The organism is Marinobacter sp. DY40_1A1 (genome assembly GCF_016597815.1).
Lineage (GTDB): Bacteria > Pseudomonadota > Gammaproteobacteria > Pseudomonadales > Oleiphilaceae > Marinobacter > Marinobacter xiaoshiensis.
In genome coordinates this window covers 274405-299365 of sequence record NZ_VCHA01000001.1, presented here as the reverse complement: position 1 = coordinate 299365, position 24961 = coordinate 274405, and the positions used below count along the sequence as shown (strand labels likewise).

26 protein-coding genes are annotated in these 24961 nt (G+C 53.3%); 10 read left to right on the top strand and 16 right to left on the bottom strand.

The window, feature by feature from the left end; genetic code table 11:
- Positions 1 to 79: 79 nt before the first annotated feature.
- Positions 80 to 550, top strand: a complete 471-nt coding sequence (locus FFI61_RS01450) for a DUF4442 domain-containing protein (RefSeq protein ID WP_200202643.1) — start codon at positions 80 to 82, stop codon at positions 548 to 550.
- On the opposite strand, the gene FFI61_RS01445 is transcribed toward FFI61_RS01450, so the two are convergent.
- The 6 genes from FFI61_RS01445 to FFI61_RS01420 all read right to left on the bottom strand — a co-directional run bounded on the left by FFI61_RS01445 (position 547) and on the right by FFI61_RS01420 (position 5459).
- Positions 547 to 1800, bottom strand: a complete 1254-nt coding sequence (locus FFI61_RS01445) for a D-amino acid dehydrogenase (protein WP_200369026.1) — start codon at positions 1798 to 1800, stop codon at positions 547 to 549. The two genes, FFI61_RS01450 and FFI61_RS01445, sit on opposite strands and share 4 nt — an antisense overlap.
- Positions 1801 to 1812: 12 nt before the next feature.
- Positions 1813 to 2169, bottom strand: a complete 357-nt coding sequence (locus FFI61_RS01440; RefSeq protein WP_200202645.1) for a translation initiation factor Sui1 — start codon at positions 2167 to 2169, stop codon at positions 1813 to 1815.
- Positions 2170 to 2227: 58 nt separating this feature from the next.
- Positions 2228 to 2758 carry a DUF4136 domain-containing protein gene (locus tag FFI61_RS01435; protein WP_200369025.1) on the bottom strand — a complete coding sequence of 177 codons (531 nt, stop codon included), beginning with the start codon at positions 2756 to 2758 and terminating at the stop codon, positions 2228 to 2230.
- 76 nt (positions 2759 to 2834) lie between these two features.
- Complete coding sequence (locus FFI61_RS01430) at positions 2835 to 3440, bottom strand: YigZ family protein (protein ID WP_200202647.1); 606 nt, start codon at positions 3438 to 3440, stop codon at positions 2835 to 2837.
- Between the two features lie 19 nt (positions 3441 to 3459).
- Positions 3460 to 4776: a sensor histidine kinase gene (locus tag FFI61_RS01425; protein ID WP_200202648.1), complete on the bottom strand. Its 1317-nt coding sequence runs from the start codon at positions 4774 to 4776 to the stop codon at positions 3460 to 3462.
- Positions 4773 to 5459 (bottom strand): response regulator transcription factor, encoded by a 687-nt coding sequence (locus FFI61_RS01420; protein WP_200369024.1) that lies wholly within the window; start codon positions 5457 to 5459, stop codon positions 4773 to 4775. Before FFI61_RS01420 ends, FFI61_RS01425 begins: the two co-directional genes overlap by 4 nt.
- Positions 5460 to 5669: 210 nt before the next feature.
- On the opposite strand from FFI61_RS01420, the gene FFI61_RS01415 reads away from it, so the two are divergent.
- The 3 genes from FFI61_RS01415 (at position 5670) to FFI61_RS01405 (ending at position 8335) form a co-directional block, all read left to right on the top strand.
- Entirely contained in the window at positions 5670 to 6032 is a 363-nt protein-coding gene (locus FFI61_RS01415; RefSeq protein ID WP_200202650.1) for a Spy/CpxP family protein refolding chaperone, read from the top strand.
- Positions 6033 to 6089: 57 nt separating this feature from the next.
- Positions 6090 to 7262, top strand: coding sequence for a GNAT family N-acetyltransferase (locus FFI61_RS01410; RefSeq protein ID WP_200369023.1), 1173 nt, complete (start codon positions 6090 to 6092; stop codon positions 7260 to 7262).
- Between the two features lie 83 nt (positions 7263 to 7345).
- A complete protein-coding gene (locus tag FFI61_RS01405) occupies positions 7346 to 8335 on the top strand; it encodes an alpha/beta fold hydrolase (RefSeq protein WP_200202652.1) in 990 nt (329 codons plus the stop codon).
- A gap of 73 nt (positions 8336 to 8408) precedes the next feature.
- Here FFI61_RS01405 and FFI61_RS01400 read toward each other — a convergent pair whose 3' ends face one another.
- Both FFI61_RS01400 and FFI61_RS01395 read right to left on the bottom strand, forming a co-directional pair.
- Positions 8409 to 9368 carry an HlyD family secretion protein gene (locus FFI61_RS01400; RefSeq protein ID WP_200202653.1) on the bottom strand — a complete coding sequence of 320 codons (960 nt, stop codon included), beginning with the start codon at positions 9366 to 9368 and terminating at the stop codon, positions 8409 to 8411.
- Positions 9368 to 9754 carry a DUF3302 domain-containing protein gene (locus FFI61_RS01395; protein WP_200202654.1) on the bottom strand — a complete coding sequence of 129 codons (387 nt, stop codon included), beginning with the start codon at positions 9752 to 9754 and terminating at the stop codon, positions 9368 to 9370. Before FFI61_RS01395 ends, FFI61_RS01400 begins: the two co-directional genes overlap by 1 nt.
- A gap of 378 nt (positions 9755 to 10132) precedes the next feature.
- On the opposite strand from FFI61_RS01395, the gene FFI61_RS01390 reads away from it, so the two are divergent.
- Together FFI61_RS01390 and FFI61_RS01385 are read left to right on the top strand one after the other, a co-directional pair.
- Positions 10133 to 12310 (top strand): nuclease-related domain-containing protein, encoded by a 2178-nt coding sequence (locus FFI61_RS01390; RefSeq protein ID WP_200369022.1) that lies wholly within the window; start codon positions 10133 to 10135, stop codon positions 12308 to 12310.
- A 133-nt stretch (positions 12311 to 12443) separates the two neighbouring features.
- Positions 12444 to 12944 carry a hypothetical protein gene (locus FFI61_RS01385; protein WP_200369021.1) on the top strand — a complete coding sequence of 167 codons (501 nt, stop codon included), beginning with the start codon at positions 12444 to 12446 and terminating at the stop codon, positions 12942 to 12944.
- A gap of 13 nt (positions 12945 to 12957) precedes the next feature.
- Here the strand turns inward: FFI61_RS01385 and FFI61_RS01380 are convergent, their stop codons facing one another.
- The 3 genes from FFI61_RS01380 to FFI61_RS01370 form a co-directional block, all read right to left on the bottom strand.
- Positions 12958 to 14289 carry a hypothetical protein gene (locus FFI61_RS01380; RefSeq protein WP_200369020.1) on the bottom strand — a complete coding sequence of 444 codons (1332 nt, stop codon included), beginning with the start codon at positions 14287 to 14289 and terminating at the stop codon, positions 12958 to 12960.
- Between the two features lie 113 nt (positions 14290 to 14402).
- The gene (locus tag FFI61_RS01375; RefSeq protein WP_200202658.1) at positions 14403 to 14714 is read right to left on the bottom strand and encodes an AzlD family protein; all 312 of its coding nucleotides are present in this window, start codon (positions 14712 to 14714) and stop codon (positions 14403 to 14405) included.
- Positions 14711 to 15448 carry an AzlC family ABC transporter permease gene (locus tag FFI61_RS01370; protein WP_200202659.1) on the bottom strand — a complete coding sequence of 246 codons (738 nt, stop codon included), beginning with the start codon at positions 15446 to 15448 and terminating at the stop codon, positions 14711 to 14713. Before FFI61_RS01370 ends, FFI61_RS01375 begins: the two co-directional genes overlap by 4 nt.
- A gap of 427 nt (positions 15449 to 15875) precedes the next feature.
- Between FFI61_RS01370 and FFI61_RS01365 the strand changes: the two genes are divergently transcribed.
- Positions 15876 to 16976 carry a Leu/Phe/Val dehydrogenase gene (locus FFI61_RS01365; protein WP_200202660.1) on the top strand — a complete coding sequence of 367 codons (1101 nt, stop codon included), beginning with the start codon at positions 15876 to 15878 and terminating at the stop codon, positions 16974 to 16976.
- An 84-nt stretch (positions 16977 to 17060) separates the two neighbouring features.
- A complete protein-coding gene (locus FFI61_RS01360) occupies positions 17061 to 18470 on the top strand; it encodes a sodium-dependent transporter (protein WP_200369019.1) in 1410 nt (469 codons plus the stop codon).
- 13 nt (positions 18471 to 18483) lie between these two features.
- On the opposite strand, the gene FFI61_RS01355 is transcribed toward FFI61_RS01360, so the two are convergent.
- The 4 genes from FFI61_RS01355 to FFI61_RS01340 all read right to left on the bottom strand — a co-directional run bounded on the left by FFI61_RS01355 (position 18484) and on the right by FFI61_RS01340 (position 22792).
- On the bottom strand, positions 18484 to 19380 hold the full coding sequence (locus FFI61_RS01355) for an NAD-dependent protein deacetylase (RefSeq protein ID WP_200369018.1): 897 nt from the start codon (positions 19378 to 19380) through the stop codon (positions 18484 to 18486).
- Between the two features lie 34 nt (positions 19381 to 19414).
- A complete protein-coding gene (locus FFI61_RS01350) occupies positions 19415 to 20146 on the bottom strand; it encodes a spermidine synthase (protein ID WP_200369017.1) in 732 nt (243 codons plus the stop codon).
- A gap of 239 nt (positions 20147 to 20385) precedes the next feature.
- Positions 20386 to 20949: a DUF1415 domain-containing protein gene (locus FFI61_RS01345; protein ID WP_200369016.1), complete on the bottom strand. Its 564-nt coding sequence runs from the start codon at positions 20947 to 20949 to the stop codon at positions 20386 to 20388.
- Positions 20950 to 21205: 256 nt separating this feature from the next.
- Positions 21206 to 22792: an ABC-F family ATPase gene (locus tag FFI61_RS01340; protein ID WP_200202665.1), complete on the bottom strand. Its 1587-nt coding sequence runs from the start codon at positions 22790 to 22792 to the stop codon at positions 21206 to 21208.
- A 183-nt stretch (positions 22793 to 22975) separates the two neighbouring features.
- On the opposite strand from FFI61_RS01340, the gene FFI61_RS01335 reads away from it, so the two are divergent.
- Positions 22976 to 23254 carry a peptidylprolyl isomerase gene (locus FFI61_RS01335; protein ID WP_200202666.1) on the top strand — a complete coding sequence of 93 codons (279 nt, stop codon included), beginning with the start codon at positions 22976 to 22978 and terminating at the stop codon, positions 23252 to 23254.
- A 65-nt stretch (positions 23255 to 23319) separates the two neighbouring features.
- Here FFI61_RS01335 and FFI61_RS01330 read toward each other — a convergent pair whose 3' ends face one another.
- Positions 23320 to 24138, bottom strand: coding sequence for a DUF2059 domain-containing protein (locus tag FFI61_RS01330; protein WP_200369015.1), 819 nt, complete (start codon positions 24136 to 24138; stop codon positions 23320 to 23322).
- Between the two features lie 167 nt (positions 24139 to 24305).
- Here FFI61_RS01330 and FFI61_RS01325 point away from each other — a divergent pair, with 167 nt between their 5' ends.
- Positions 24306 to 24947: a lysozyme-like domain containing protein gene (locus FFI61_RS01325; RefSeq protein ID WP_200202668.1), complete on the top strand. Its 642-nt coding sequence runs from the start codon at positions 24306 to 24308 to the stop codon at positions 24945 to 24947.
- The last annotated feature ends 14 nt before the right edge of the window (positions 24948 to 24961 follow it).

Sequence of the window (24961 nt, the reverse complement as noted above, 5' to 3'; positions counted from 1 at the left end):
GGCCATTTTTGTTTTTCTCCGTATAATCCCCTGCCTTAACTCGTTCTCAACTTACCGCTTAAAACAGAGTTCTAGCATCATGATGTCGAAGCTCCGCAACTGGATTTCCAGCCCAAATGGCGTGCGTAAAATAATGAACGTATACGGCCCCTATGCGGGCGCCGGGGTCAAAGTAACTCACATTGCGGATGACTACCGCACAGCATCAGTAGAGATGAATCTGCATTGGTACAACACCAACTACGTGGGCACGCACTTTGGTGGTTCGCTCTACAGCATGGTCGATCCCATGTATATGTTGCTGTTGATGAACAACCTGGGGAAAGACTACATAGTTTGGGATAAATCAGCCTGCATCGATTTTATTCGCCCCGGTAAAGGCAAGGTAACAGCGCACTTTGAGCTGACAGACGAGCGCCTGGAGGAAATTCGCACTGCCACTTCAGGTGGCGACAAATTTCTCCCCCAGTGGGATGTAGATATTATTGATGAGAAGGGCGAACTGGTCGCCCGGGTTAACAAGGTTCTATACGTCAGAAAGAAACGCTAAACCCCTGAAAAGCTGAAGTCCACTTCTGGCTTCCGGCCATCAACAATATCTGCCAGTGCGGCCGCCGAGCCACAGGAATGAGTCCAGCCCAAGGTGCCGTGGCCGGTATTCAAATACAAATTGGCGAAGTGGCTTTTGCCCACATAGGGCACATTGGAGGGTGTTGCTGGCCGCAGACCTGTCCAGAACTCAGCCTGATCCCAGTAACCGGCTTCGGGCATTATCTCTGCGGTTCTTCGCACAATTGCACGGCAGCGTGTGTAATTAAGGGTGCGGGTATAACCGCTCAGTTCGGCAGTTCCCGCAACGCGAATGCGGTCACCGAGGCGTGAATATACCAGCTTGTACTCGTCATCAGTGAGGCTCACACTGAAGGCAGCCTCTTCGTTTTTCACCGGTACAGTTATGGAATAGCCTTTCGCGGGATAAATGTTCAAGCTCAACCCAAGCTGGCGAGCAAGCACTGCACTGAAACTTCCCAAGCTCAGAACATAGGCATCTGCCCTCATGGTCTGGTGGTGACCGTCTTTCAGCACATGAACTCCGAGAATACGCTCTCCCATTCGTTCAAATCCAAGAATGTCGGTGTGATAGCAGAATTCAACGCCCACTTCCCGGCATCGCTCGGCCAGTCCTTGAGTAAACTTGCGCGCGTCACCAGATTCATCTTCCAGCGTGTAGGTTGCGCCCGCTATTTGGTCCTGTATGTGCTTGAGCCCCGGTTCAATCTCTACGGCTTTCTTTGCATCGATAACCTGCCGATCACACCCCAGTTCTCGCATGATACGCGTTGGTTCGAGGGCCCCATCAAATTCCGCCTGATTGGTATAAAAGTGCAGTATGCCTTTCGTGACCTGATCATACTCAAGCCCCTGCTCCTGGCGCAAAGCCTGAAGCTGGCTCCGGCTGTAGGTACCAAGATTCACCATCTGGCGAATATTATGGGCCGCTTTTGCAGAAGTGCACTCAGTCAGAAAAGACAGCGCCCAGCGCCATTGTGCTGGATCCATCCTTGGCCGAAACAAGAGAGGCGCATCGGCTTTAAACAGCCATCTCAGTACCTTTAAAGGCGCCGAGGGATTCGCCCAAGGCTCAGCGTGGGAAACGGAGATTTGCCCACCGTTTGCATAACTGGTTTCAAGCCCTGCCTGGCTCTGCCGGTCTATCACCGTTACCTGATGCCCCTGCTTCTGCAGAAACCAGGCAGTAGTTATACCAACAACACCTGCGCCTAAAACCACTATGTGCATGCCATTCTCCGGTTAGCCACCTGAACGTTTAACAACCCAGCCTTTCTGTTCCAGAAGGGGCACAAGCAAATCGCGATGATCACCCTGAATCTCTACTACGCCGTCTTTAACGGTGCCGCCAGTGCCACACTTGGCTTTAAGCACCTTTGCGTAGGCTTTAAGGTCTTTGTCATCCATGGGGATACCGGTAACCAGAGTAACACCTTTGCCTTTGCGCCCTTTGGTTTCACGACTCACCCTTACAACGCCATCACCTTCAGGGCGCTGAGCCTGACGGCAAGTACAGTCCGAAACCGGGTTACGGCATTCAGGGCACATCCGCCCCTGCTCGGTTGAAAATACCAGCCCGCCTGTTGATTGCTTTGCCATTTGTCCTCCCTATGCCCGGGCCCTTGAAGCTTTTGCCTCCATAGGCGCCCTGTATATTTTAGTCCAGATCAGGAGGATACTTGGTGAACATCTCGGCAACCACTTCATCAATGAGTTTTCCGCGCTTTTCAGGGGACTGCTGTTCATTGAGGTAACGACGGCTGGATGCACGCCAGACAACCTCCTTCGAACTTGTATCTACCAATTCAACCACCAGCTTGCCTTCTTTTACTTCACGCACCGGTGGTGGTGACGAAATTCCCCAGCCAAAGTTACCAGTACCAAAGCCTAAACCCACACCCACGCCAGATTGCTCAAGGCGGTCCTCTTCCACAATCCGCCAGCTAACCAGAAGATCTGCTTCCGGCTCCGCCACCTTGCGCATGGATTTAATATTCAACTCTCGCTCAACTGCATTCTGCACACGGCTTCCATCGAGTGAAATAAATGACGTTTTACCGGTATCGGGCATGAAAGCCCAGGTTGAATAATTGCCAAATACCGCGGCTGAGTTGTAATCAGTCACCACATTACTGGCACACCCGGTTATTAACAGTGTCACCAGTGCTGCCACCAGAATACGAGCCATTGTTTACCCCCTAGTTTCTTGGAATCCTGGTGTCAGTATACGCGCAAGACACTTGTCCGATGCATTTTTTGCCGATTCATGTTTCGAAACTGTAATCCAGTTTATGCGCATCACAAAAGGCGCTGAAGGCATCAGCCTGATCTTCCGGAACAAGGACCCGCGCGGTCACAGATGCACCATAGGTAACCGCGCCCAGTTCCACAGAATTGACATCACACCAGTGCCGAAGCGGCTGTTCATCCGCAAAGCCCATGACAACGTTAACCGGCCTGACCGGCTTGTGAAAGACCCTGCCCACTTCGGAGAGCACACTCTCAGCGGCTCCCGCATAGGCCCTAACAAGGCCTCCTGCGCCGAGTTTTATGCCACCAAAATACCGTATCACCATAACCAGCACGTCACCCATATCCTTGTGCTGTATCACGCTCAGGATCGGCTTGCCTGCGGTACCGGAAGGCTCGCCGTCATCATTCATGGCGGCTTCTGCTGCAGAACCCGGACGGCCTATCTGATAAGCCCAGCAGATGTGACGGGCATCGGGGTGATCCTGGTGCGCTTTCTCCAGCCAGGTCTTCACTTCATCCCGGGAAGCCACAGGCGCAATCCGGGCAATAAAGCGGCTTTTTTTGATTTCCGTTTCGCGCTCTAGGTAGCCAGCAGGAACGGGATAATCTTTTTTCATGGAGCTGCCTGTGTTTTGATTAATCCGCCGCAAATACGGGCAAGCGAGCAACAACCTGCAAACCGCCACGCTCACTATTATGTGCGGTAATTTCGCCGTCATGGGCAAGAATTATGTCTTTGGCAATTGCCAGCCCCAACCCCCATCCCTGGCCTCCCCTGGATTTGTCCGCGCGAAAAAACGGCTCAAACAGGTGCTCGAGAATGTCTTCTGCAACACCCGGCCCCTCATCCTCAATCGTCAGGCTTATCCAGCCTGCCGACAAGCCCAAAGCCACATGAACATTCTTGCCCGGAGGGGTGTAATCCAGAGCGTTCTGCAGAATGTTGTCAAATGCCCGCTGTAACAGACCGGCATCACCCAGCACAGTCACCCCGGTGCTTTCTGGCATTGAATCCAGCTTGCACGCCACGCGATGATGCTCGGCATAATCGGCCGAATCCCGCAAAACCTGATTCAGAAGGTCCACCGGACGCAACGGCTCCCGCGCGATGCTACCCCCCTGTTCTGTAACCCGGTACAGCGTCAGTATTTGACCGGTCATAGTATCCAGGCGCTCGTTTTGGCGCAGGATACTGGCCATCAGCTCTTCCTCGACACCGCCTTCGCTTGCCAACTCAATAGCTATCCGCTGGCGCGCCAGTGGCGTTCGCAAGTCATGGGAAATATCCCTTAAAAGATGCTTCTGCCGATCCAGCAGGGTGCAAAGCTGATCCGTCATGGCATTAAACGCCGTCGCCAACTGGCCCACTTCGTCCCGCCGGGCTGCGATGTGTTCATCCACCCTTAATTCAGTGTTGCCACCGGCAATGGCCTGAGCTGTAGATTCCATATGCCGCATTGGCCGCGACACAAAACGGGCAATTAACCAGCAAGCGAGGGTAATCAGAATGAACGCGAGGCCCATTTCCAAAAACCGGAAAACCCGCGGCTCCAGCCACCCCTCTTCATGCATTTTCGGCCAGGCAATCAGCCTGTCCCCGTTGCCAACGTCTACGATTGCGGGTTTCTGTCGATACCAACCTGATTCCATGCGTGAGCGAATGGCCGAGGGCAAACGGTTGTCGTCGCCCGCGCTGATCATCATAAGGTGCAGGCCAAGCTCATCGCCCTGTGCGCGCAGAAACCGGTGGGCTTCCCGGCGCCCGCGGGCTTCCTGTATGGCAGACACCTCAAGCCCAAGGTCCCGCAACTCAAGTTGCCGCTCAATGGCTGCCCTCTCACGATCCAGCAACACGCGAGAAGCCAGGTTGCTCACAACCACTGTTACAGCCATGGCCAGCCAGATCAGCAAAAAGATCCGCCAGAACAAAGGCACCATAAGCCGACGTTTCATTCGACCACCCGATAGCTGTAGCCGAGACCACGCACCGTCTCTATCCGGGGAGGATCATCACTGCCCAGTTTCTTGCGTAGATTGCTGATGTGCATATCCAGTGTCCGGTCGAAAGCTTCGAGGCGACGCCCCAGCGCCCACTGCATAAGGTCTGTCTTGCGCACTACACTGCCAGCATGAGCCAGCAACACCTGCAGAATTTCGTACTCGGTGGCCGTTAGATCAAGGGGCTCATCGTTCTGGTAAATGCGTCGGTGATCCGATTCAAGGCGCAAATCACCATAATTCTGTTCTGCCTTAACGCCGGCCTTCTGATCCCAGGCAACCCGGCGCAGAATGGCATGAAGCCGGGCCACAAGCTCACGGGGGTTACAGGGTTTGGGAATGTAATCATCGGCACCCACCTCAAACCCGACAATCCGGTCTGTCTCATCACCGCGGGCCGTCAGCAACACCACTGGCAGGTGCGTTTGAGAGCGCAGCTCTCGCAGCACCTCCAGCCCACTGATATCCGGTAGCATAATATCCAGCACAACAATATCGCAGTGCTGCCCAAGCGCCAGCGTCAAGCCGTCCTTACCATTGGCGGCCTCACGCACAGTGAACCCCTGACCGCTCAAATAGCGGGCAAGCAGCTCACGAAGTTCGTCGTCATCTTCTACCAACAGCACTCTGTTCTGCATCGCTCTTCTCTACCCGGTTCAGCCAATTCAATCAGGACAAGATATATTAGCCGAAGTCTAACACGCCCCCCGAGGCCTGCCGTCTCAGGCTCAGGTTCCTTTGCAGAACCTTTACATAGCATTGACGCTCGTTTACCAAGCCATGCCGTACCATAGCGGTTAATGAATCAACCTTCTGCCGCAACGCGGCCAACCATGTGAGGAATCATCATGAGCAAACGTAAATCATCTATCATCGCCGCCAGCATTCTGGCCTCCGCTCTTTTTGCCGCCAGCCCGGCTTTGATGGCGAGCAACTCATCCGGAAACTACGGTGATGGCCAACGCGGTAATCAGCGGGACATGACTGAAATGTGCGAAAACATGCGCGAAGGCAAAGGGCGCTTCAACCATGCAGAACGGCTGGCTGAGATGGCCGAGCGGCGCGAAGCCATGGCTGAACGCCTGAAGCTAACCGACGAGCAGCGCGTAATCTGGAACGAAATTCATGAGGAAAATCGCCAGAAGAACGAAAAACGCATGAAGAAAATGCAGGACAAGATGAAAAAGCGCTGCGATAACCCTAAGAAGTGATCACAAGCCGGGTTTTGGCGTAAGGTATCGGGAGCGATCAAGGAGTACGCCCCAACCATGTCAGAACCTGCAGTTTCTTCTATAACACTTGAGGCCAGTCACGCCCTGTCCGACATCCCCAGAGAAACCTGGGCGCGGCTGGCAGGCACCAATAACCCGTTCCTCCGGTATGAGTTTTTTGAGGCACTGGAAGCCTCCCAGTGCACCAGCGAAAAAACTGGCTGGAAGCCTTGCCATCTCGTATTCCGGATGAATGGTGACATTGCCGGAGTCGCGCCCGCATACCTGAAAACCCACTCCATGGGCGAGTACGTGTTTGACTGGGCCTGGGCCGATGCGTACCGACGCTACGGCATGAGCTATTATCCGAAACTCCTGATCGCTGTTCCATTTACACCGTCCCAAGGGCCACGGTTACTCCTTGACCCACATCTGCGCAGTGCTCTCTATGCCCAAGGTATTCACGACCTTCTTGACACACTCATAGCCAAACTTGGCGCTCACTCCTGGCACCTGTTGTTTCCGAACGCACAAGACCAGCAACTACTCCAGCACGAAACTCAGCTGCACCGCATAGGCTGCCAGTTCCATTGGCACAACAACGGCTATGCATGCTTTGACGACTTTCTGGGCAAACTCACCTCCCGAAAACGTAAATCCATCCGTAAGGAACGCCGCCAGGTGGCCGAGCAGAGCATCACCTTCGCAAGATTTCATAGCCAGGACATATCTGACCAGGTTCTTGCTGCCTTTTATGTTTTCTATCAGGCCACCTACCTGAAACGTGGGCAGCAGCCTTACCTTACCCGGCAGTTCTTTGAGCAGATGCGTGAAACCATGCCTGAGCACCTGCATGTGATCATGGCGATAAAAGACCGAGAGATGATTGCGGGTGCCTTGTTTCTAACCGGCCAGGATACGCTCTACGGCCGTTACTGGGGCTGCCTGGAGGAATACAACCATCTGCATTTTGAGACCTGTTATTACCAGGGCATTGAACTGGCCATCAAGCTGGGCCTGAAAACCTTTGATGCAGGTGCGCAAGGGGAGCACAAACTGGTACGGGGGTTCGAGCCAGTGATCACCCACTCATGGCACGGAATCGCACATCCGGGCTTTCGTGACGCCATTGATGCATTTACCCGAGAGGAAGCAGAGCAGGTTATGGGGTATTTCGAGGAGGCTAAAACGGCGCTACCGTACCGGCAATACGACAGCGGTTGTCAGTAACAAATACCTGCGAAGCAGAAAGCAGAAAGCAGAACGACTCCGCAACAACTACAATAAAGGCTGGTCTATACGAGGTAATCAGTGTGTCCCGGATACTGTTTCTATTGGTTTCAATGCCGTTGTGGGTAGTGCTACCCGGTTGCGCATCCACAAAGGCTGATCGGGTGGTCATGGAAGTGCAACAGCCCGATGACGGAGCCCCCCGGTTTTCAATCTGGAACACGCGCCGTGTTGCATGGCTTGAGCGCGGAGACCCGCAGGGCTTTCCCGTATTTTATGCCCACGGAAACCCGGGCTCACGCCTGGAATTGCTGTTTTTGGATGCCAAAGCCAAAGATTACGGGATCCGCTTGATTGTTATGGACCGACCTGGAATCGGGGCATCCAGCTTTGTCCCGGATTATGGCCTGCTGGACTTTGCTGCGGATATCGAAAAACTTGCAGATGAAAAGGGGCTGGATGGGTTTGGCTTAATGGGCTGGTCCAGCGGCGGCCCGCCTGTGTTGGCGACCGCCTACTATTTACCCCGGCGTGTTCGATTTGCTATCTCGATATCCGGGTATACCAACTTCGGCGAGTACAATAAAGCCCGACAGGCAATGAGCGAATACGGATTGCATGGCCCTAAGCTGTCAGAAGAGCATCCCGTATTGTTCAAACAGGCACTCAAAGTAGCCCGTTGGGCGGACCTGACTTTACCTGGCGTTTATATGGCTGTGGCAGAAGCCGAGATGGCCCCTGCAGATCAGGCCTTACTTAATGACAAGACGCGCTCTGAACTCTTTGTCCGCAACCAGCAGGAAGCGCTGGTACAGGGCGTGAAAGGTGTGATTCAGGATCTCGAAGTGCAGTGGGCTGCCTGGCCTTTCAGCCTGACAAACATTCAGGTGCCGGTGCACATCTACCAGGGAGGGAAAGATACCTTTGTCCCTGTGGAGTTCGCGCAGCACATGGCTCAGCAAATACCCGATGCCTCACTGAGCATACTGCCTGAAAGCGGGCACCTGTTACCCCTCGATCAACAGTTTATGGACCGTGTATTCAAGGAGATTCAGCACTATATGAAAAACTGAAACCCGATATTGAAGGCGCCAATGCCGCCTGATAGAACATCATTTCAAGCGACACGGGTTAGCCAACAGAAGTCTAATGGAAGGGGAACAAGTAGTTAACCCAGGACGACATTCGCAACAATATTTTCCGCATGATTGCCACATGGTGAAAATGATCGGTATAAACCGCGCTTTGCCCAAAGGCGCCACCTGGCACAGTGCCCACATATTGCTGAAAATCCGGATCTGTAATTTCAATCAATACGGGTATGCGCCCCGGAAAAATAGCCGCCAGCGGGTTGATCAAGTTACCGCTTGCCTGAATCTGGCCCTCTGCCAGTGCGGGCAAAACGCTTTTCACTCTCCCCGTAAACACCTGACCGGGCAGACCGTTCAGGGCCACTTCTGCCTCATTGCCCGCCTGCAGGCGCAACAAGCTGTTCTGGCGATACCAGCCAACAAAGTACAGATCTTCAGCATGCACAAATACCATTACAGGCCGCAATGGCAGAGAGACTGCCATCATTCCGGGCCTCAGGGCCAACTGCGCTACGTAGCCGTCAGTTGGTGCCCGCACAACGGTCTCGCTTAGATTAAACTCTGCCTCGGCGAGCTGGGCTTGCAGTGTATCTGCTTGCGCAGTGGCCAGATCAGCTGCCCGCTGACTGCCGGCGCCACGCTTCACCAACTCCAACGCACGTTTCTGATCAATCCTTGCAGATTTCAATTGTGCGCGTATCGAATCAACCTTGAACTGAAAGGGCTCCGGATCGATCACGAAAAGCACGTCGTCTTTGTTTACCTTCACCCCACCCTGAACTTTGACTTCGATTACCCGGCCACTAACCGTTGGTACGATTGGCGTAGTGACAAAGTAGTCGCGGCTTGTTTCAGAAAACGGGTGGTTGTAATTCATGCTGAATATCAGCCCGCCAATCAAAACAACACCACCCAGAACCGCAGTAGGCACCGTCCACTTATTCAACGGGATTTTGAATATCTTGAAAATGGCAATGCACAGCGCGGTATAGGTAAGAATTAATAAAAGATCCATTAGCCTTCATCTCCCGCCAACTGGTTAACAGTTTGCTGTAACTGCGCAACTTGAACGCTCAATTTGGACATTTGAGCTTTGATCTCGGCAATGGATGCATCCGTTGTGCTGTCTTTATCGGTTTCCGGTTCGGGCTGCACTACCCCCGCATGCTTGTTAAAGCCCCAGCCCCTGTCCTCTCTGTAGAGAGTTGCCCATATCCACAAAAAGGGCCAAATAATATGCAGTGTTAACAAGCTGATCCACCCGGCTACATGAATGGCATCGGCGTGGGGGTGGCGTCGCTTTTCAGCTATGTCATAGGGGATATCGTGAATTACGATGATGCCGTAAAAAACGGTAATGGCGGCAAAAATCAGGATGCCGAGTGCAATGTAATCAAGCATGTCCGGGCAGGCTCCGCAGCGTAAACATTTGTTAATAATTCAGGCGTGACAATAGCGGGAAACGCTAAATGCCACAATCTGAAACTATCGCCCGTTCAGAAAAATGATTGCCAGATCAACAATTCAGCTGCTGCTATTCCACATTAAAGCGATACACATCTGACAACCCTCGTCTGAGTGATACGCCGCAGTGACTCAGGTGCCAACAACGGCGACGTTGAGTCACTGACTTTCTCGCTGGGTCTTTCTAAATGCCGTGCAGCAGGTGGGCTACTCAGCAAGCCTGGACGCGAGGGGGGGGGTGGGGAGGGGGGAAGGGATCTACTGCGACGAGAGGCAAAACGATGGTACAGTTCAAAAAACTCACTGGCCCAACCTGTGCCCAAAGCAGATTACGGATTCGCCCCACGCATGATGGATGCCTCCCCTTGCACGCCTTATTATGAAGCACGATGGTCGTTCTACGCGGCAACACTGGGTAACGCAGCATCTGCAGATGAATGCTTACATGACTTCCTGGATGGTAAGCCCGCAGGCAAATATTCCAGGCGCGAGCGGGCTGCAGCGCTTTTATGCTTGGATTTCTGGTGGCACCCCTCAGTATTGAAAGACGCAAAACTCCCAAGTGTTGGGCTGTCTCAAGTACTGTGGGTGCTGGATGAGATCGACAACTCTCTGCTTGACCACCTTGCACAAAGCAATCCTGAAATATTGCGCTGGGCAATCCGGCACTCAAAGCTGTTCACCCGGACTGACTCCAAGGTTCTAAATCACTTGAAGAGTTCCACATCTGGGCCTGACTGGAGCGACTTCTTCAGCGTGTGCGACCTATTGCTGAAGCAGTTCGAACCTTTCGACCAACTGATAGAGGAAGCTGAAAAGCGCTTGAAGCCTCTCTCCCTGCTCGATTTGCTTTCCTATCTCAGCATTCTGGCTTACTCATCACTGGATAAAGGTGACCACGATACACAGCAGGAGTGGGCTGTTTACGAGCGCATTATTCATCTCAAATTGCTGCACTGCAGTGAGCGCGACTTTCAGTTGACGGAGAAAACGCTTGGCAAGTCCCTCAAACACCACCTCTCTCCTTTGCTTTTTCCTGGGGCTGCATCAAAAGAGAAATGCATTACTAATCTGGAATCCGTAGCTGTCCTTGTCTCAGCAATGAAAGAACGGCTCGATTATGAGGCCACTGTTGACGCCTTCAGTTTCGATAACGAAGTGCAGTATCAATGGAAGCCTGGTCATCCTGTGACATTCAGAGCCTATCCTGATAACGCTTGTCGTTGGCAACAAACAGAAGAAAAAACACTGCTGCTATGGCATTACTGGTTACGCAGGGCTGTTGATGAGTTTGTCGCCAGTGGAATGGCTGGATCAGCCATTGGCAATCCTGAAAACCATGAAGCCAACCAACTGGCCTGGATCAAGGCTATTCGCGGAAGGCTTATCATGCAGACTGTCTTTGGTTTTAGCGACAAGATAGCGCTTGAAGATGGAGCTGAGGTGGACTTGCACCAGGTTTTGCTGGCCAGTGAATTATCTTCCGCCTTTTTTTCAGCATCGTTTTTAGAACCTTACCGCCGCTTTCGCAGTCACACAGATTCTACTATTTCCGCACTAGGGGCTCTGGCTTTTGAAGGGATGCTCGCAGGTGAAAACCGTTTCCCCATGACCTGGTCAGAACTCCCTGAGAAAATCAGGCGGATACGTAGCTGGACAGTTAGTCGTGCGCTTCCAAAAGGTAGCCCAGCGGCGGCTAAAGCGATTCTCGCGTTCTGGACTGTAGATCTACGCCAACTTTCGGCTCAGATGAAAAGTAACCCCCATGCCCCCGCTCCGAAGCTACATGAACAGCCGTTTCACAAAATAGGTCGTTACAGCTTTCAGTTTCCCTGGGTTGTAGGTCAGCAAAACAATCTGGTTGCCGCCATCAACACACTGCGCCGGGTTGGTGTCCGCAGGCCGGAACTGCGCAACGAAACTGCACGTGTTGAAAATCGTTTGGCAGAGGCACTACGCAGCCAAGGTTTTAGCGTGGTGGTGGGATACCAGCCACCCGTTAGAAACGGTGATGATGCAGGTGAAATAGATCTGATTTGCCACCTTGACGGCGTGATCCTGTTGCTCGAAGTAAAGTCCGGATTCATCCGCTCTTCAAAACATGAAGTATGGATGCATCGGACCAACACCCTACGTAAGGCCGCCAGACAGCTGAGGCGCAAGCGACATGCACTGGAGACGATACTGCTGCGGCATCCTGATGCATCACTAAAAGAGGCACTGAAATTGCCTTCAACTGATCGTGAGCTTACGCTTCATTCCTGGATCGTTGATACCTCGATCGAATGCGATGGTGAGTCGATAGATAATTTCCGGATCGTATCCCGTGAAGTCCTGGAGTTCGCACTGAAAGACCAGAAGCATTACCTCCAGCCACTGGATACGGAAACCGAACCAGAGCCGCGAACCCTTTATCCGGCGGGGTTCAGCGCACAGGCTTTTGTCGATGTCATTACTGGCGAAGTAACCTGGGAAGGCTTGTTGACTGATTGACAGCCATTTGCATGTGACACTCATCGATAACGGAAAATCTCCGTGAATTAGTGGCCCATAACTTTTGACTTGAAGGTTAATGTTCGTTCCAGTCAGGAAAACTGCTTTTAAACGGTAACAACGAGACTCGCCCATGCTATTTCACTACAAAAAAAGCCAAACCCGACAAGCCATAAGCGTTGCGCTCAATATACTGGCGATACCCGTCATTCTTTATCTGTTTCAACACTTCTTCAGAGACCAGCCAGACTTCGAAAAAATATACGATGTGGTTGAGAAAGGAGCTGTTGCTGTGGCAATCGTGTTGGCCGTAATTCTGGCCTGGCTGCTGAAAAGAAGGGACAAATTCGAAATCTACGTAACGGAAAAGGAGTTCTATAGCCACCACCCTGCTTTCAGGGAGTGGTGTTTCAGAATCAGTCCTCGAGATATTGTAGCTATCGAGCACAAGCTGAATATCGGATCAGGTTATATGACCAACATAAACGTGCGCATGGAAAACGGGGAGGTCCACCAACTGTGCATGAACTACCCCTTTTCCCGAAAAAACTTATACAACGCTCTTAAACAGGTTAATCCGAAAATCCAGCTACCAAGCAATCCCAACACGTTCAACCACAAACGCAAGAAGTAACACCCACGCCAGATCAGGGCTTGGCAAACTCCAGGTACCGGCTTGCCGCCTGCTGCTTCTCATTCTGGCTGTTCAGCAACTCCATGCGCAGCCGATCAATGATGCTCATGTACTCGTCCAGAGGTGAGTCGGATTTCCCTAAATTCCTGGTCTCTTCGATAAAGCTTCTTTGCTTTTCCCGGATCTCATTGAGCTTTTCCAGAGCGCCACGAATGGCTTCAATCCGGGCACCCGCGAGCCCGCCAATTTCGCCAACCCCTTCGCCACCTGCTACAGCGTCGCCGCTACTGTTAATGCGCTGAACTGCAGAAGGTATCTCTGCAGTATTCTGCTCAGCCAGGGTAAGTTCTTCGAGTGTGCGCACTTCCCCATCCGTTGTCAGGTAAATGCCTGAAGCCTGTATCTGCCCCAAGGGAATCCCCTGCCGGTTCGTAAGGGTAAAACTGTCTTCCGCACTGCCCACGTACAACGCTTGCACGCCCACTTCCGCAAGAGACTTCAAGGCCTGGGAGCCATCGGCGGCTTGTACCCATACAGACAGAGACGAAAACACTTCGTCGTTGGCATCAATCCACTGGTTGCCGTCGTCATCAAACTTGGCAAGTTCGCTGAAGCCGGAACCACTTTGTGGTCCAAACAACTCCGTACCATCATCCACTTCGCCGTTACCATTCCGGTCGAACACAAGATAACCACTGCCACTGCCGAGGGTAGCGAACTGCGCAGTTTTCCCGTTTCCTTCCATATCGAACTCGAACAAAGTATCGGTGAGCTGTGCGGTGGTACTGCCGAAATTGATCACCAGCGGGTCAGTCATTGGCCGCTCTTCGATCCGCAAGCTTTCAGAATATTCATAGGTTCGGGATTGCGACTGGCGGAGTGACAGCGTGAAATCGATAGTTTCGCCGTTCTCCAGCGAAATGCTTCCGCTAGAAGCAAACGACCGGGTTTCACTTTGCGAATAGAACATGTAGCGGTTCGCCTCAACAGTCACGCTGCCGCTTGTCTGTGCCGCAGAATCACCACTCAGGGCAGCACGGCCAACACTGATGGCCTGCTGACCACGGAGGAATAAGTCTGTGGTTTTCTCCACCAATTCGGCACTGGAGTAAACCGCATTACGATCACCACCGGTAACGGCGCTGGAACTCGTAAACCCGAGACGCTCCTGGCTGTTGTAGCGGTAAGCCGCATCGCGCGTGATGTTGAGCTGCCTGCCCCCTCCCTGCCCTTCTGCAGAATTGCTGGATAGGGGTTGCTGGTTAATCCGTAGCTGGCTCTGGCTGAACGCCGTTTCCTGACGGGAGTTTCCCTGAAGAAAGGAAATTTGACTGGATACGATCATGGCGCCGGTTTACCTCTGAGTTCTTTGTTTATCTAACCGCCTATCGGCTGAGACAAACTGAACTTGAGTAATTTTTGCGCAAACTACTATTTTGCAGGCTACCTTATTAAAACCTAAAACATATACCGCACTATAGCTGCCGCAAGAATACCCGCAGCAATTGCTGGCAGCGGCTTTTTGAGAAGAAGCACGGTAATGGCAGTAACCGACAGCGCCGCAATTGCGCCCGCATCACCACCAAACGCCATGGGAACAATAATGGCGATGAGTACCGAACTGGCCATGGTATTGATGAAGCTTTCAATACGGGGGCTTATCCGCACAAAGGACATGATAAACACGCCCCCGAAGCGGGTTGCCAGGGTAACCACCGTCATCATCAGGATCAGTACAAGAACACCGCCTGTGGTAGTTTCGATGGTCATGCTGGCTCCTCCCCATCAGGCTCATCTCCCGGCTTTTTTTCAAGCCAAAAGTACCCTACGACACCACCAGCGAGAGCACCAGCGACCACATGGGTGTTGGCCGGCAGCCATTTCCAAGCTACAAGTGAAGCAACGGCTGCCAGCGTCCAGGCCACCAGCACGCGGGGGTTCTTTTTACCTCCCAGCGCCATTGCCAACAGAAAACAGCCCAACACCATGTCCATACCCAGGCTTTTCGGATCCTGCAAAAGCCCTCCAAAATAAACACCTAGCCAAGTGCCAACAATCCAGGCGAGCCAAAGCACAAGGCCGCCTCCAAGAATCACCTCAAGGTTACGCCTGCCGCTTTGGTATTCCTGAGCAGATACAGCCCAGTTGGCATCGGTGAGGAGCAGCAAAATCCCATAGCGCTTTGCCGGGGATACATCTTTCAACATGGGGTAGAGCGAGGCGCCCATCAACAAATGGCGGGAGTTGATGGCGAACACTACGATCATGACGGGAATAACGGAAACTTCAGCACCCCACATATCGATCGCAGCGAACTGCGAGGCACCGGCGAAAACCATAGTGCTCATCAGCAATGATTCGATGGGGCCCAATCCCTTTTGCACTGCAGCAAGGCCAAATGCCGCACCGAATGCCACCACAAACAGCGAAATAGGGAACATCCGAATAAGTTCGGAGCGAACCTTCGCGGGTTGGAACTGGTAGGAATATTGCTCTGTTTTCATCTAAGCAAGCTAAGGAAATTTCCTTCTCACGCGTATCAGTAGTTTCCGCAGACGTGAGTTATTGATCTGCCAACAAGTTTTACAAATGCAACTAATACCCAAATGCCAATATCTGCACGCAATGCTATTTTTACAATTGACCTCCTCGTTTACACCGATTAGGTTACATCTAGCTCGACCCCACAAGGGCTATCCCCAATGGGAATTTCGAGCAACTGAAATCAAAACGCCGGCCACAAGCTGGACGACAAAAACAACACTGCCACTGCCGCCGAGATCCGGCCAGGTGGAGAGGATTTCAACATGCTAATATCAGCACGTCTTCGAGACGTCTTGTGCAGTGCACATTTGTTCCTACCTGTTAAGATAATCGCCTTTTATTTCCGCAGCATAACGCCCACTCGGGCCAAGGAAGAGAGGTGATCCAATGACTGTATTCAGCCATCCCGAATTTGATAACCACGAACATCTGTCTTTTTTCTGCGATCCCGAAACCGGGCTCAAAGCCATTGTTGCCATACACAACACCTCCCGCGGCCCAGCTCTTGGCGGTTGCAGGATGTTTCCCTATGCCAGTGATGAAGAAGCACTGCGTGATGTGCTGCGCCTTTCGCGGGGCATGACTTACAAGTCTGCGCTTGCCAATCTTGATCTCGGCGGCGGCAAATCCGTCATTATTGGCGACCCGCGCAAGCAAAAAAGTGAAGCCTTACTGGAAGCCATGGGCAAACATCTGGAAGGGCTTGGTGGCCAATACATTGCCGCCGAAGATTCTGGCACCAGCGTGCCCGATCTCAAGGTCATGGCACGGCATACCAAACATGTTGCCGGCATTGTTGAGCACATGGGATTTGATGGCCAGCCCAGCAACGGTGACCCTTCTCCAACTACAGCCTATGGGGTATTTGTTGGCCTGAAGGCTGCGGTAAAACATAAGCTCGGCCGTGAGGACCTGGCAGGCTTGAAGGTTGCCATTCAAGGTGTGGGCAACGTGGGTTTCCGCCTGGCTCAACATTTGAAAGAGGCCGGTGCAGAGCTTTGGGTGTATGACATTCACCAAGAAAACATGCAGCGTGCCGTAGGTGAACTCGGTGCCCATGCTGCAAGCGCCGAGGACATTCTATTCCTGCCGGTCGATGTAATCGCGCCCTGCGCCATGGGTGCTGTGTTGAACGACGACAGTATCCCCCGCCTGAAAGCAACGGTGATTGCAGGAGCCGCCAACAATCTGCTGCAGCGCCCGGATCACGACCAGGCTGTGAAAGACCGAAACATCCTCTACGCACCGGATTTCGTGATCAATGCGGGCGGCATTATCGATGTGTTTTATGAGCGCACCGGGGGCACCTCAGAAGAAGTGCGCGCACATGTTGAAGGCATCGGCCGAACTCTTTCAGAGATATTCAAACGCTCTGATAGCAGCGGTATTCCAACCGGAACAGTTGCCAACACTCTGGCAGAGGAACGCTTCCGGAAACGCGCAGGCGCAGCTCAAGCACAGAGCGAACAGCTAGCCGGCGCTGAATAATCATAGACATATTTTCACGGGGCCTTGAGCTACTCCAGGCCCCGGATCTTCCAAACAAAAACAAGTATCTGGCAGGAGACAATCATGTCTGTATCAAACGCACCCAGCTCTGCGGCAACGGAAGGATCGAACGCCGGCCGTGGGCTCTGGTCTTCACGGTTTGCTTTTATTCTCGCGGCCACGGGCTCTGCCGTAGGCCTGGGTAACATCTGGAAATTCCCGTATGTCACCGGTGAAAACGGCGGTGGCGCGTTCGTATTGGTTTATCTGCTGTGCATCGCAGCCATAGGCCTTCCAATTATGATGGCTGAGGTGCTAATTGGCCGGCGTGGTGGCCGAAGCCCGGTGAACAGCCTCAAACAGATCGCCAAACAGCAAGGGATTAACCCTTCCTGGCGAGCCGTTGGTGCAATCGGTGTTATTGCCGGTTTCCTGATTCTTTCGTTTTATTCTGTGATTGGAGGCTGGGCAGTATCCTATGTAGGCTCTGCCGCCAGCGGGCAATTCACCGGCCAATCGGCAGAGGCCATTGGCGAGCTTTTTTCCAGCCTTCTGGCAGACCCAATAACACTGCTAATGTGGCACTCACTGTTCATGGCCCTGGTGGTGCTTGTGGTGGCCAAGGGCGTTCGCGCCGGGCTTGAACGGGCTGTCAGCATTCTGATGCCTGCCCTCTTCCTTCTGCTGCTTGCCGTTGTTGGCTATGCCATGACCACAGGCGAGTTTGGGCGGGCGGTAAGCTTCCTGTTTCAACCAGACTTTTCCAAACTCACTACCGCCGGTGTACTGGTAGCACTGGGGCACGCTTTCTTTACTCTAAGCCTGGGTATGGCAGTAATGATGGCTTACGGCTCTTACCTGCCAAAAGACATTTCCATCGCCAAAACATCCATTGCCGTGTGTATTATCGATACCGGCGTGGCATTGCTGGCTGGACTGGCTATTTTCCCGATTGTTTTCGCCAACGGCCTCGAGCCGGGCGCTGGCCCAGGCCTGATCTTCCAGACTCTGCCGCTGGCCTTTGGTCAAATGCCTATGGGCAGCCTGTTCGGAACCCTGTTCTTTATACTGCTGATCTTTGCCGCTTGGACTTCAGGCATTTCGCTACTGGAGCCCATTGTGGAGTGGCTGGAAGAACAAAAAGGCATGAACCGCACCACCAGTGCGCTGGGTGCAGGCTTTGTGTGCTGGGCTCTGGGCATTGCATCGATCCTTTCCCTTAACCTGTGGTCAGGCTTTGCGCCTTTGGGATGGATCACCATGTTGGAGGGCAAAACGATCTTTGACCTGCTGGACTTCTTCACAGCCAACATTATGTTGCCTTTGGGTGGCTTGCTGGTTGCGGTATTTGCTGGCTGGATCATGTCTCGCAAGGCCATGGAAGAGGAGCTGGCGCTCTCCAAGCCCATGTTCAATCTGTGGTTCATTACTGTGCGTTTCATTACGCCGGTGGCTGTGGGAACAGTGTTTGTTTACAACCTGGTGGGTGCGTAAGCAACGTCTGATCTTATAGGTGATCAAGGGAGGCCCTGAGGGTCTCCCCGATTCTTGCATTCAGTTTCAGTTCCGCCAATGCTTCTGCTCGTGTCCTGCCGAGATTCAGGGTGGCTATCGGTTTGCCCAACTCTTTGGCGTAGCGGCAAAAGCGAAACCCGGAATAGACCATCAACGAAGATCCAATCACCAGCAATCCATCACTCGCCTTGAGCGTATCCTTCGCCAAATCCACTCTTTGCTTCGGTACAAAGTCACCAAAAAACACGACATCTGGTTTGAGTATACCGCTGCACCTTGGACAATCTGCGAGGCGAAAACCGGAGAAATCCACGTTCAAATCGGCATCGCCATCTGGAGCAGCTTCCGCTTTGTAGTCTTGAAAGGTCGGATTAAGCTCAGCGCAGCGTTCGTGTACTTCTTCCCGGGAGCACCGGTAGCCACAGCTCATACAAAGCACTTCATCGGCACGGCCATGCAAATCGCTTACGCCCTGTGTACCGGCTTTTTGATGCAGGCGGTCTACATTCTGGGTGACCACGAGGCTGGAATGATTGCGCATTTCCAGCTCTGCGATATGGAAGTGGGAGGGGTTAGGCTTTGCATTGCGGATCACCGGCCAGCCAATCAAGCTACGCCCCCAATAACGCTGGCGAGTTTCATAGCTTTCCATGAACTCACGGTGCTGAACTGGTTGCTTGCGCTTCCAGGCTCCGTCGCCATCGCGGTAATCGGGAATGCCGGAATCTGTGCTTACGCCAGCCCCAGTCAAAATCATCAGCCTGGGGTGGCAATGAATAAACTCTGCCAACAACTCACCGGCCTGTTCCGGCTCATGTAAAACCGGCGGCGTTTCAAGATCCGGGAGGCGTTGGTTCGAGCTGAAGGGTCGGGTTCGGTAGGTCCTCATTGGCAGACGCTCTCCTTTACACTCGCCGGCTGATTCAGCCCGGTTTGCGGGCCACGTATACGGTGTTGAACGACTCTCTGTTCTGGAACGGGTTGTAGAAGCTCACCACATGGCAGGCAACGTCGGTGAATACTTCTCGCAACACGTCCATGAATACGACGTCTTCGCCTTCATTGGACCACATGGCAAAGATACCACGAGGTTTGAGTTGCCTGGCCATCAGGCTGATATTTTCGGTGGTGTAGAAGCTGGCGTTGGAGGCATTCAGCAGCGCGCGGGGCGAGTGGTCGATATCCAGAAGTATCGCATCAAATTCTTTGCCGGGCGCTTGGGGATCGAAGCCACCGCTTGCAGGTTCGGCAATGGCGAGGTCAAAGAAGCTTCCGTGGATGTATCGACTGCGAGCATCGGCGTTGATGTCCTTCCCAAGGGGCACGTATTCTTGCTGATGCCAACGGATGACTGGCTCGAGGTATTCAACAATCAGCAGTTCCCCTACTCGCTCATGTTTGAGTGCAGCTACGGCGGTATATCCAAGCCCTAAGCCGCCTACGACGACGCTGAGGTTATCCCCTTCGATTTCGTTCAGCCCGAGGTCTGAGAGTGCGACTTCGGCGTCTACAAACATGCTGGACATGAGAAATTCTTCGCCGAGTTTTACTTCGTAGATATCTCGATCACCCAGTGCGGGGATGCGGCGGCGGCGGAGTGTGATTTCGCCGATTTCGGAGGGTTGGCTATCGATTTGCTCGAACAGTCTTGCCACTTTGGTGCCTCTTTTTATCTTGACTGGGTGCTTGGCTCAGACTTGCACTGATTTGGCAGTTTAGTGCAAACGCCAGTGGGAACCCCCTCCCAAAAAACGCTGTGAATACGTCCATGTACGCTTGGCTCCGCCATCCATGGCTCCGCACATTTTTGGGAGGGGGTTCCCACTGGCTTATTGATCTACTCCCCTGTATTCCTTACAGCGCCTTTATAGAGGGGAGACCGCCAATTCGTTATCTAGTCCGCGATTTTATCTTGCGCTTTCAAACAGCCTGCAAGGATATCCCGCATTTTTTGTGCGCCGAGTTGGTTCATCAGTTCGATATTTCGCGGCGGTATGCCATCCACATCCGGATGGTTATCAATCGCAGATTCCAGGCTAGCTTCGCGCAACAGGTGAAGCATGGGGTACGGAGATCTGTTGGTGTAGTTCTCTGCATCATTCGATTCAGTGCCTGCAAACTGATATTCCGGGTGGAAGCTGGCGATCTGGTAGATGCCTTCCATATCCAGATAGGTCAGTAACCCGTCTGCAGCACCCAAAAATTCGTTGTAGTCCGCAAAGTCCTGCAGTACGTGAGGATGAATAAGAAGAGTGGTTTCAATTTCCGGCTCATCGTCCAAACGCAGGAGTTCTGTTTGCAGGGCCTGGAGGAGTGAGTCCTCGTTATCAGCCTCGGATACCACAAACCGAACCCGATCCCTGACCAGCTCGCGCTTGGCAAACGGGCATAGGTTGTAACCAACAACAACATCTTCGACCCATTTCCGGGTCGCCTGAATTACGGTTCCTTCGCTCACACAAAATTCCTCTTGTTGTTGATCCAACCTGTAAAGTTCAGATCGGGTAGACGGGCAGGGCGGGCCAAAAATGTGCGGAGCCATGGGTGGAGTGCGAAGCACTTCACGGGCAAGCCATGGACGGCTTGCCCAGGACCTTTAGCGCGACGCAGGAGCAATAAGCGCTAAAGGGCGGAGCCAAGCGTACACGGACGTATCCACAGCGTTTTTTGGCCCGCCCTGCCCGTCTGCCCAGCCCCCGCAGTATCAGTAGTTTTTAAAGATGACCTTGGCTACGAAGATAATCATCATAAGTCCCACTAAAGTCCGTAATCCCCTCAGGCGTCAACTCAATAATCCGAGTGGCCAAGGAAGACACAAATTCACGGTCGTGGCTCACGAAAATCAGTGTACCGGGATAGTTCTCCAGCGCGAGGTTTAGCGCCTCGATAGACTCCATATCCAGGTGGTTAGTGGGCTCATCCAGCAGCATTACGTTGGGCTTTTGCAGAATCAGCTTGCCGAACAGCATGCGCCCCTGCTCACCACCGGAAATCACCCGCACCGACTTACCAATGTCGTCTCCAGAGAACAGCATGCGCCCGAGAGTGCCACGAACCAGCTGCTCGCCACCGGTAGTCCACTGCGCCATCCATTCCGACAGGGTGTCGTCGTCAGCAAAATCATCCGTATGGTCCTGGGCGTAATAACCCACTTCGGCGCTGTCCGTCCATTTCACTTCGCCGCTGTCCGGCTCGTAAGCACCTGCAAGGCACTGCAACAAAGTGGTTTTACCAATACCGTTAGGGCCAATGATGGCCACGCGCTCGCCGGCTTCTACTTGCAGGTTCAGCTTGTTGAATAGCGTATTGCCATCAAAACCTTTGGTCAGATCCCGGATGGTGACTGCCTGGCGATGCAGCTTTTTGCCCTGTTCAAAACGGATAAACGGACTAACGCGGCTTGAAGGCTTTACTTCATCCAACTGAATCTTGTCGATCTGACGGGCGCGGGAAGTGGCCTGCTTTGCTTTGGATGCGTTGGCAGAGAAGCGGCTAACGAACTGCTGCAGTTCCGCAATCTGTGCTTTCTTCTTCGCGTTATCCGATAGCATGCGCTCGCGAGCCTGAGTGGCCGCGGTCATGTATTCATCGTAGTTGCCCGGGAACAGCCTCAACTCGCCATAGTCCAGGTCGGCCATGTGGGTGCACACGCTGTTCAGGAAGTGACGGTCGTGAGAAATGATGATCATGGTGCTGCTGCGAGCCACCAGAATGTTTTCCAGCCAGCGGATGGTGTTAATGTCCAGGTGGTTGGTGGGCTCGTCCAGCAACAGCACGTCTGGGTCAGAAAACAGAGCCTGGGCCAGCAATACTCGTAGCTTCCAGCCAGGGGCCAGGCTGCTCATCGGCCCTTCGTGCTGTTCCAGTGGAATATCCAGTCCCAAAAGCAGTTCACCGGCGCGGGATTCGGCGGTGTAGCCGTCCATTTCCGCGAACTGAACTTCCAGATCCGCCACCGCCATACCGTCTTCTTCGCTCATCTCGGCCAGCGAATAGATGCGGTCACGCTCTTTTTTGACGTTCCACAGTTCTTCATGGCCCATGATGACTGTGTCCATGACGGAGCAGGTCTCGTAGGCAAACTGATCCTGCCTCAGCTTACCCAGACGAACATTCGGCTCCAGCATAACCTGGCCGGCAGACGGTTCCAGGTCACCACCGAGAATCTTCATCAGGGTGGATTTACCGCAGCCGTTGGCCCCGATCAAGCCATAGCGGTTGCCGTTACCGAACTTTGCGGAAACATTTTCAAATAGGGGCTTAGCCCCGAATTGCATGGTGATATTGGCAGTAGAGATCAAGAAACAAACCTATAGAAGTAAGGGCCAGCGCAGCACCGGCTAAATAAAGCCGGCATTGTACAGGTTTGCGATGGTAACCGTGAGGCCGCAGAAACACGCATAAAAAGGGCTTGCCTAGAGCGCGGGGGAAAGGCAGCATTCCTTTTCAGAGTTACCCATTCATTTTATTTAAGGAACGTTTTCATGACACAGGCAACTGCACGCCACATTCTGGTAGACAGCGAAGCGAAATGCGAAGAGCTGAAGAAAGAAATTGAAGGTGGCAAGGATTTCGCGGAAGTAGCGAAACAGCACTCTTCTTGCCCGTCTGGCCGTAACGGCGGCGACTTGGGTTCATTTGGCCCAGGCCAGATGGTTCCGGAGTTCGACAAGGTTGTGTTCAGCGGTGAAATCAACAAGGTTCTTGGGCCGGTCAAGACCCAGTTTGGCTACCACCTGTTGGAAGTAACCAGCCGCAGCTAAGCAACCCGGAATGCCTGCAAGCTGGCTCCTGAATACTTTCGGAGCCAGCCTCTCCCATGCGGTCTTTACTTTTGCGGAGCGAGAAATCTCGCCATCTGGTTGCCGATAGACTCAATCGGATCGGTAATAGCCTGCTGGATACTCTGGGTGACGGTTTTTGAAAATGCAGAACCCGGCCCGCTTTCCAGAAAGTCGATATACAGCCCCATCTCCTGCATGCTTATTTTTTCATAAGTGTGCAAATAGCTGTCGTATATCTGCTGTTCAACCACACCCCTTATAGCATTGCGCTGGTTCTCTATCTTCCGTTTAAGCTCATCGTAGTTTGCTGAGTCAGGGCTGAACGCAGCCATGGCCGTTGCCAATCCAAGCTGCACGGCAATGGTGGTGTCTACAGCACTTTCGGTTGCGCGGGCTGCCCGATCAAAGCGCTCGAACATCCGGGCACGATCCGTGCCTTTGTACTTTTTACCAAGCTCCGCAGCCTTGGCCTGCATCTGTTGCCAGGCAGCCGGGTCTGAAGCTGCAATTTCCACAGCCGAGATTTTCCGGGCCACCGGTGTCTTGTACCAGCCTTCCACTGCTTCAAGCTGCTTCCCGGAGAGGTCGCGCTCCAGGTTTTTCACTATTTGCTGCTCTATATCCGCCGCACGAAAGCTGTTGCTGACAACGTATCCAATGGTGTCAGCAACCATGGGAGGCAGCTGCGGGCTGCGCTTCAAGCCTTCGCGAATGCCTTCGCTCATCATGGCCGGGTAGCGTTCAACAATGTCATCGACAGGCGATGCTGCCAGCACCTGCTGCGCACTGGGCGCGGCCATGGCAGGGCCAGCGATAATCAGGCCGGTGATTAAAAGAGGTTTAACTAGGGTACCAAGCTTCATTTAACTATCATCCTGTTTGGTGGATGCTGCGTTTATGACACGCACACCCTCCCCTGAGCAAGCAATCCATGGGTTCCGGAGATGACAGTTTGGTAGGAAAGCTCTGGACGCGGTCACGCACACGCAAAAGAAAGCGCCAGACACGTCGTGATCGGTGGCGATCTCGCGTGAAATGGTACGGGCTTCCGGTTCTGGGCTTGATCATCGGCACCTGGGCAACACTGCGTTTCAGCTTGCTCGCCCCGGAACCTCCCGTGAACCCGAACGATCTGTGCGAGATCTTTCGTGAGCATACGGTTTGGTACGACTACGCAAAGGACTCCCAGGAACGCTGGGGAACCCCCATCGCTACCCAGATGGCTTTCGTGTACTACGAGTCATCGTTCCGCAGCCACGCCCGGCCACCCAGAACTCGCTTGTGGGGCTTCATTCCCTGGACCCGGCCAACCACCGCCTATGGTTACGCGCAGGCCCTGGACCCGGCTTGGGGTGAATACCTTGCCGCCAATGGCGATGGTTTGTTTACCGTACGGACTGATATGGAGTACGCGCTGGATTTTGTGGGATGGTACAACCACCTCTCCCATCGGCAGCTCGGCATCCCCTTCCATAGTCCACGCCTGCTCTACCTGGCATACCACGAAGGCCGCGGCGGCTACGCCCGCAAAACGTTTGCCCGCAAGCCGTCTATTACAGCCTTGGCATCTCGGGTGCAGTCAAGGGCTTTCCGGTACGACAACCAACTCAAATCCTGCGAAAAGGAGTTCCAGTGCTGGCGCTGGTACCAGTTCTGGCCATTCTGTGGCTGAGCGCAAACGCTCCG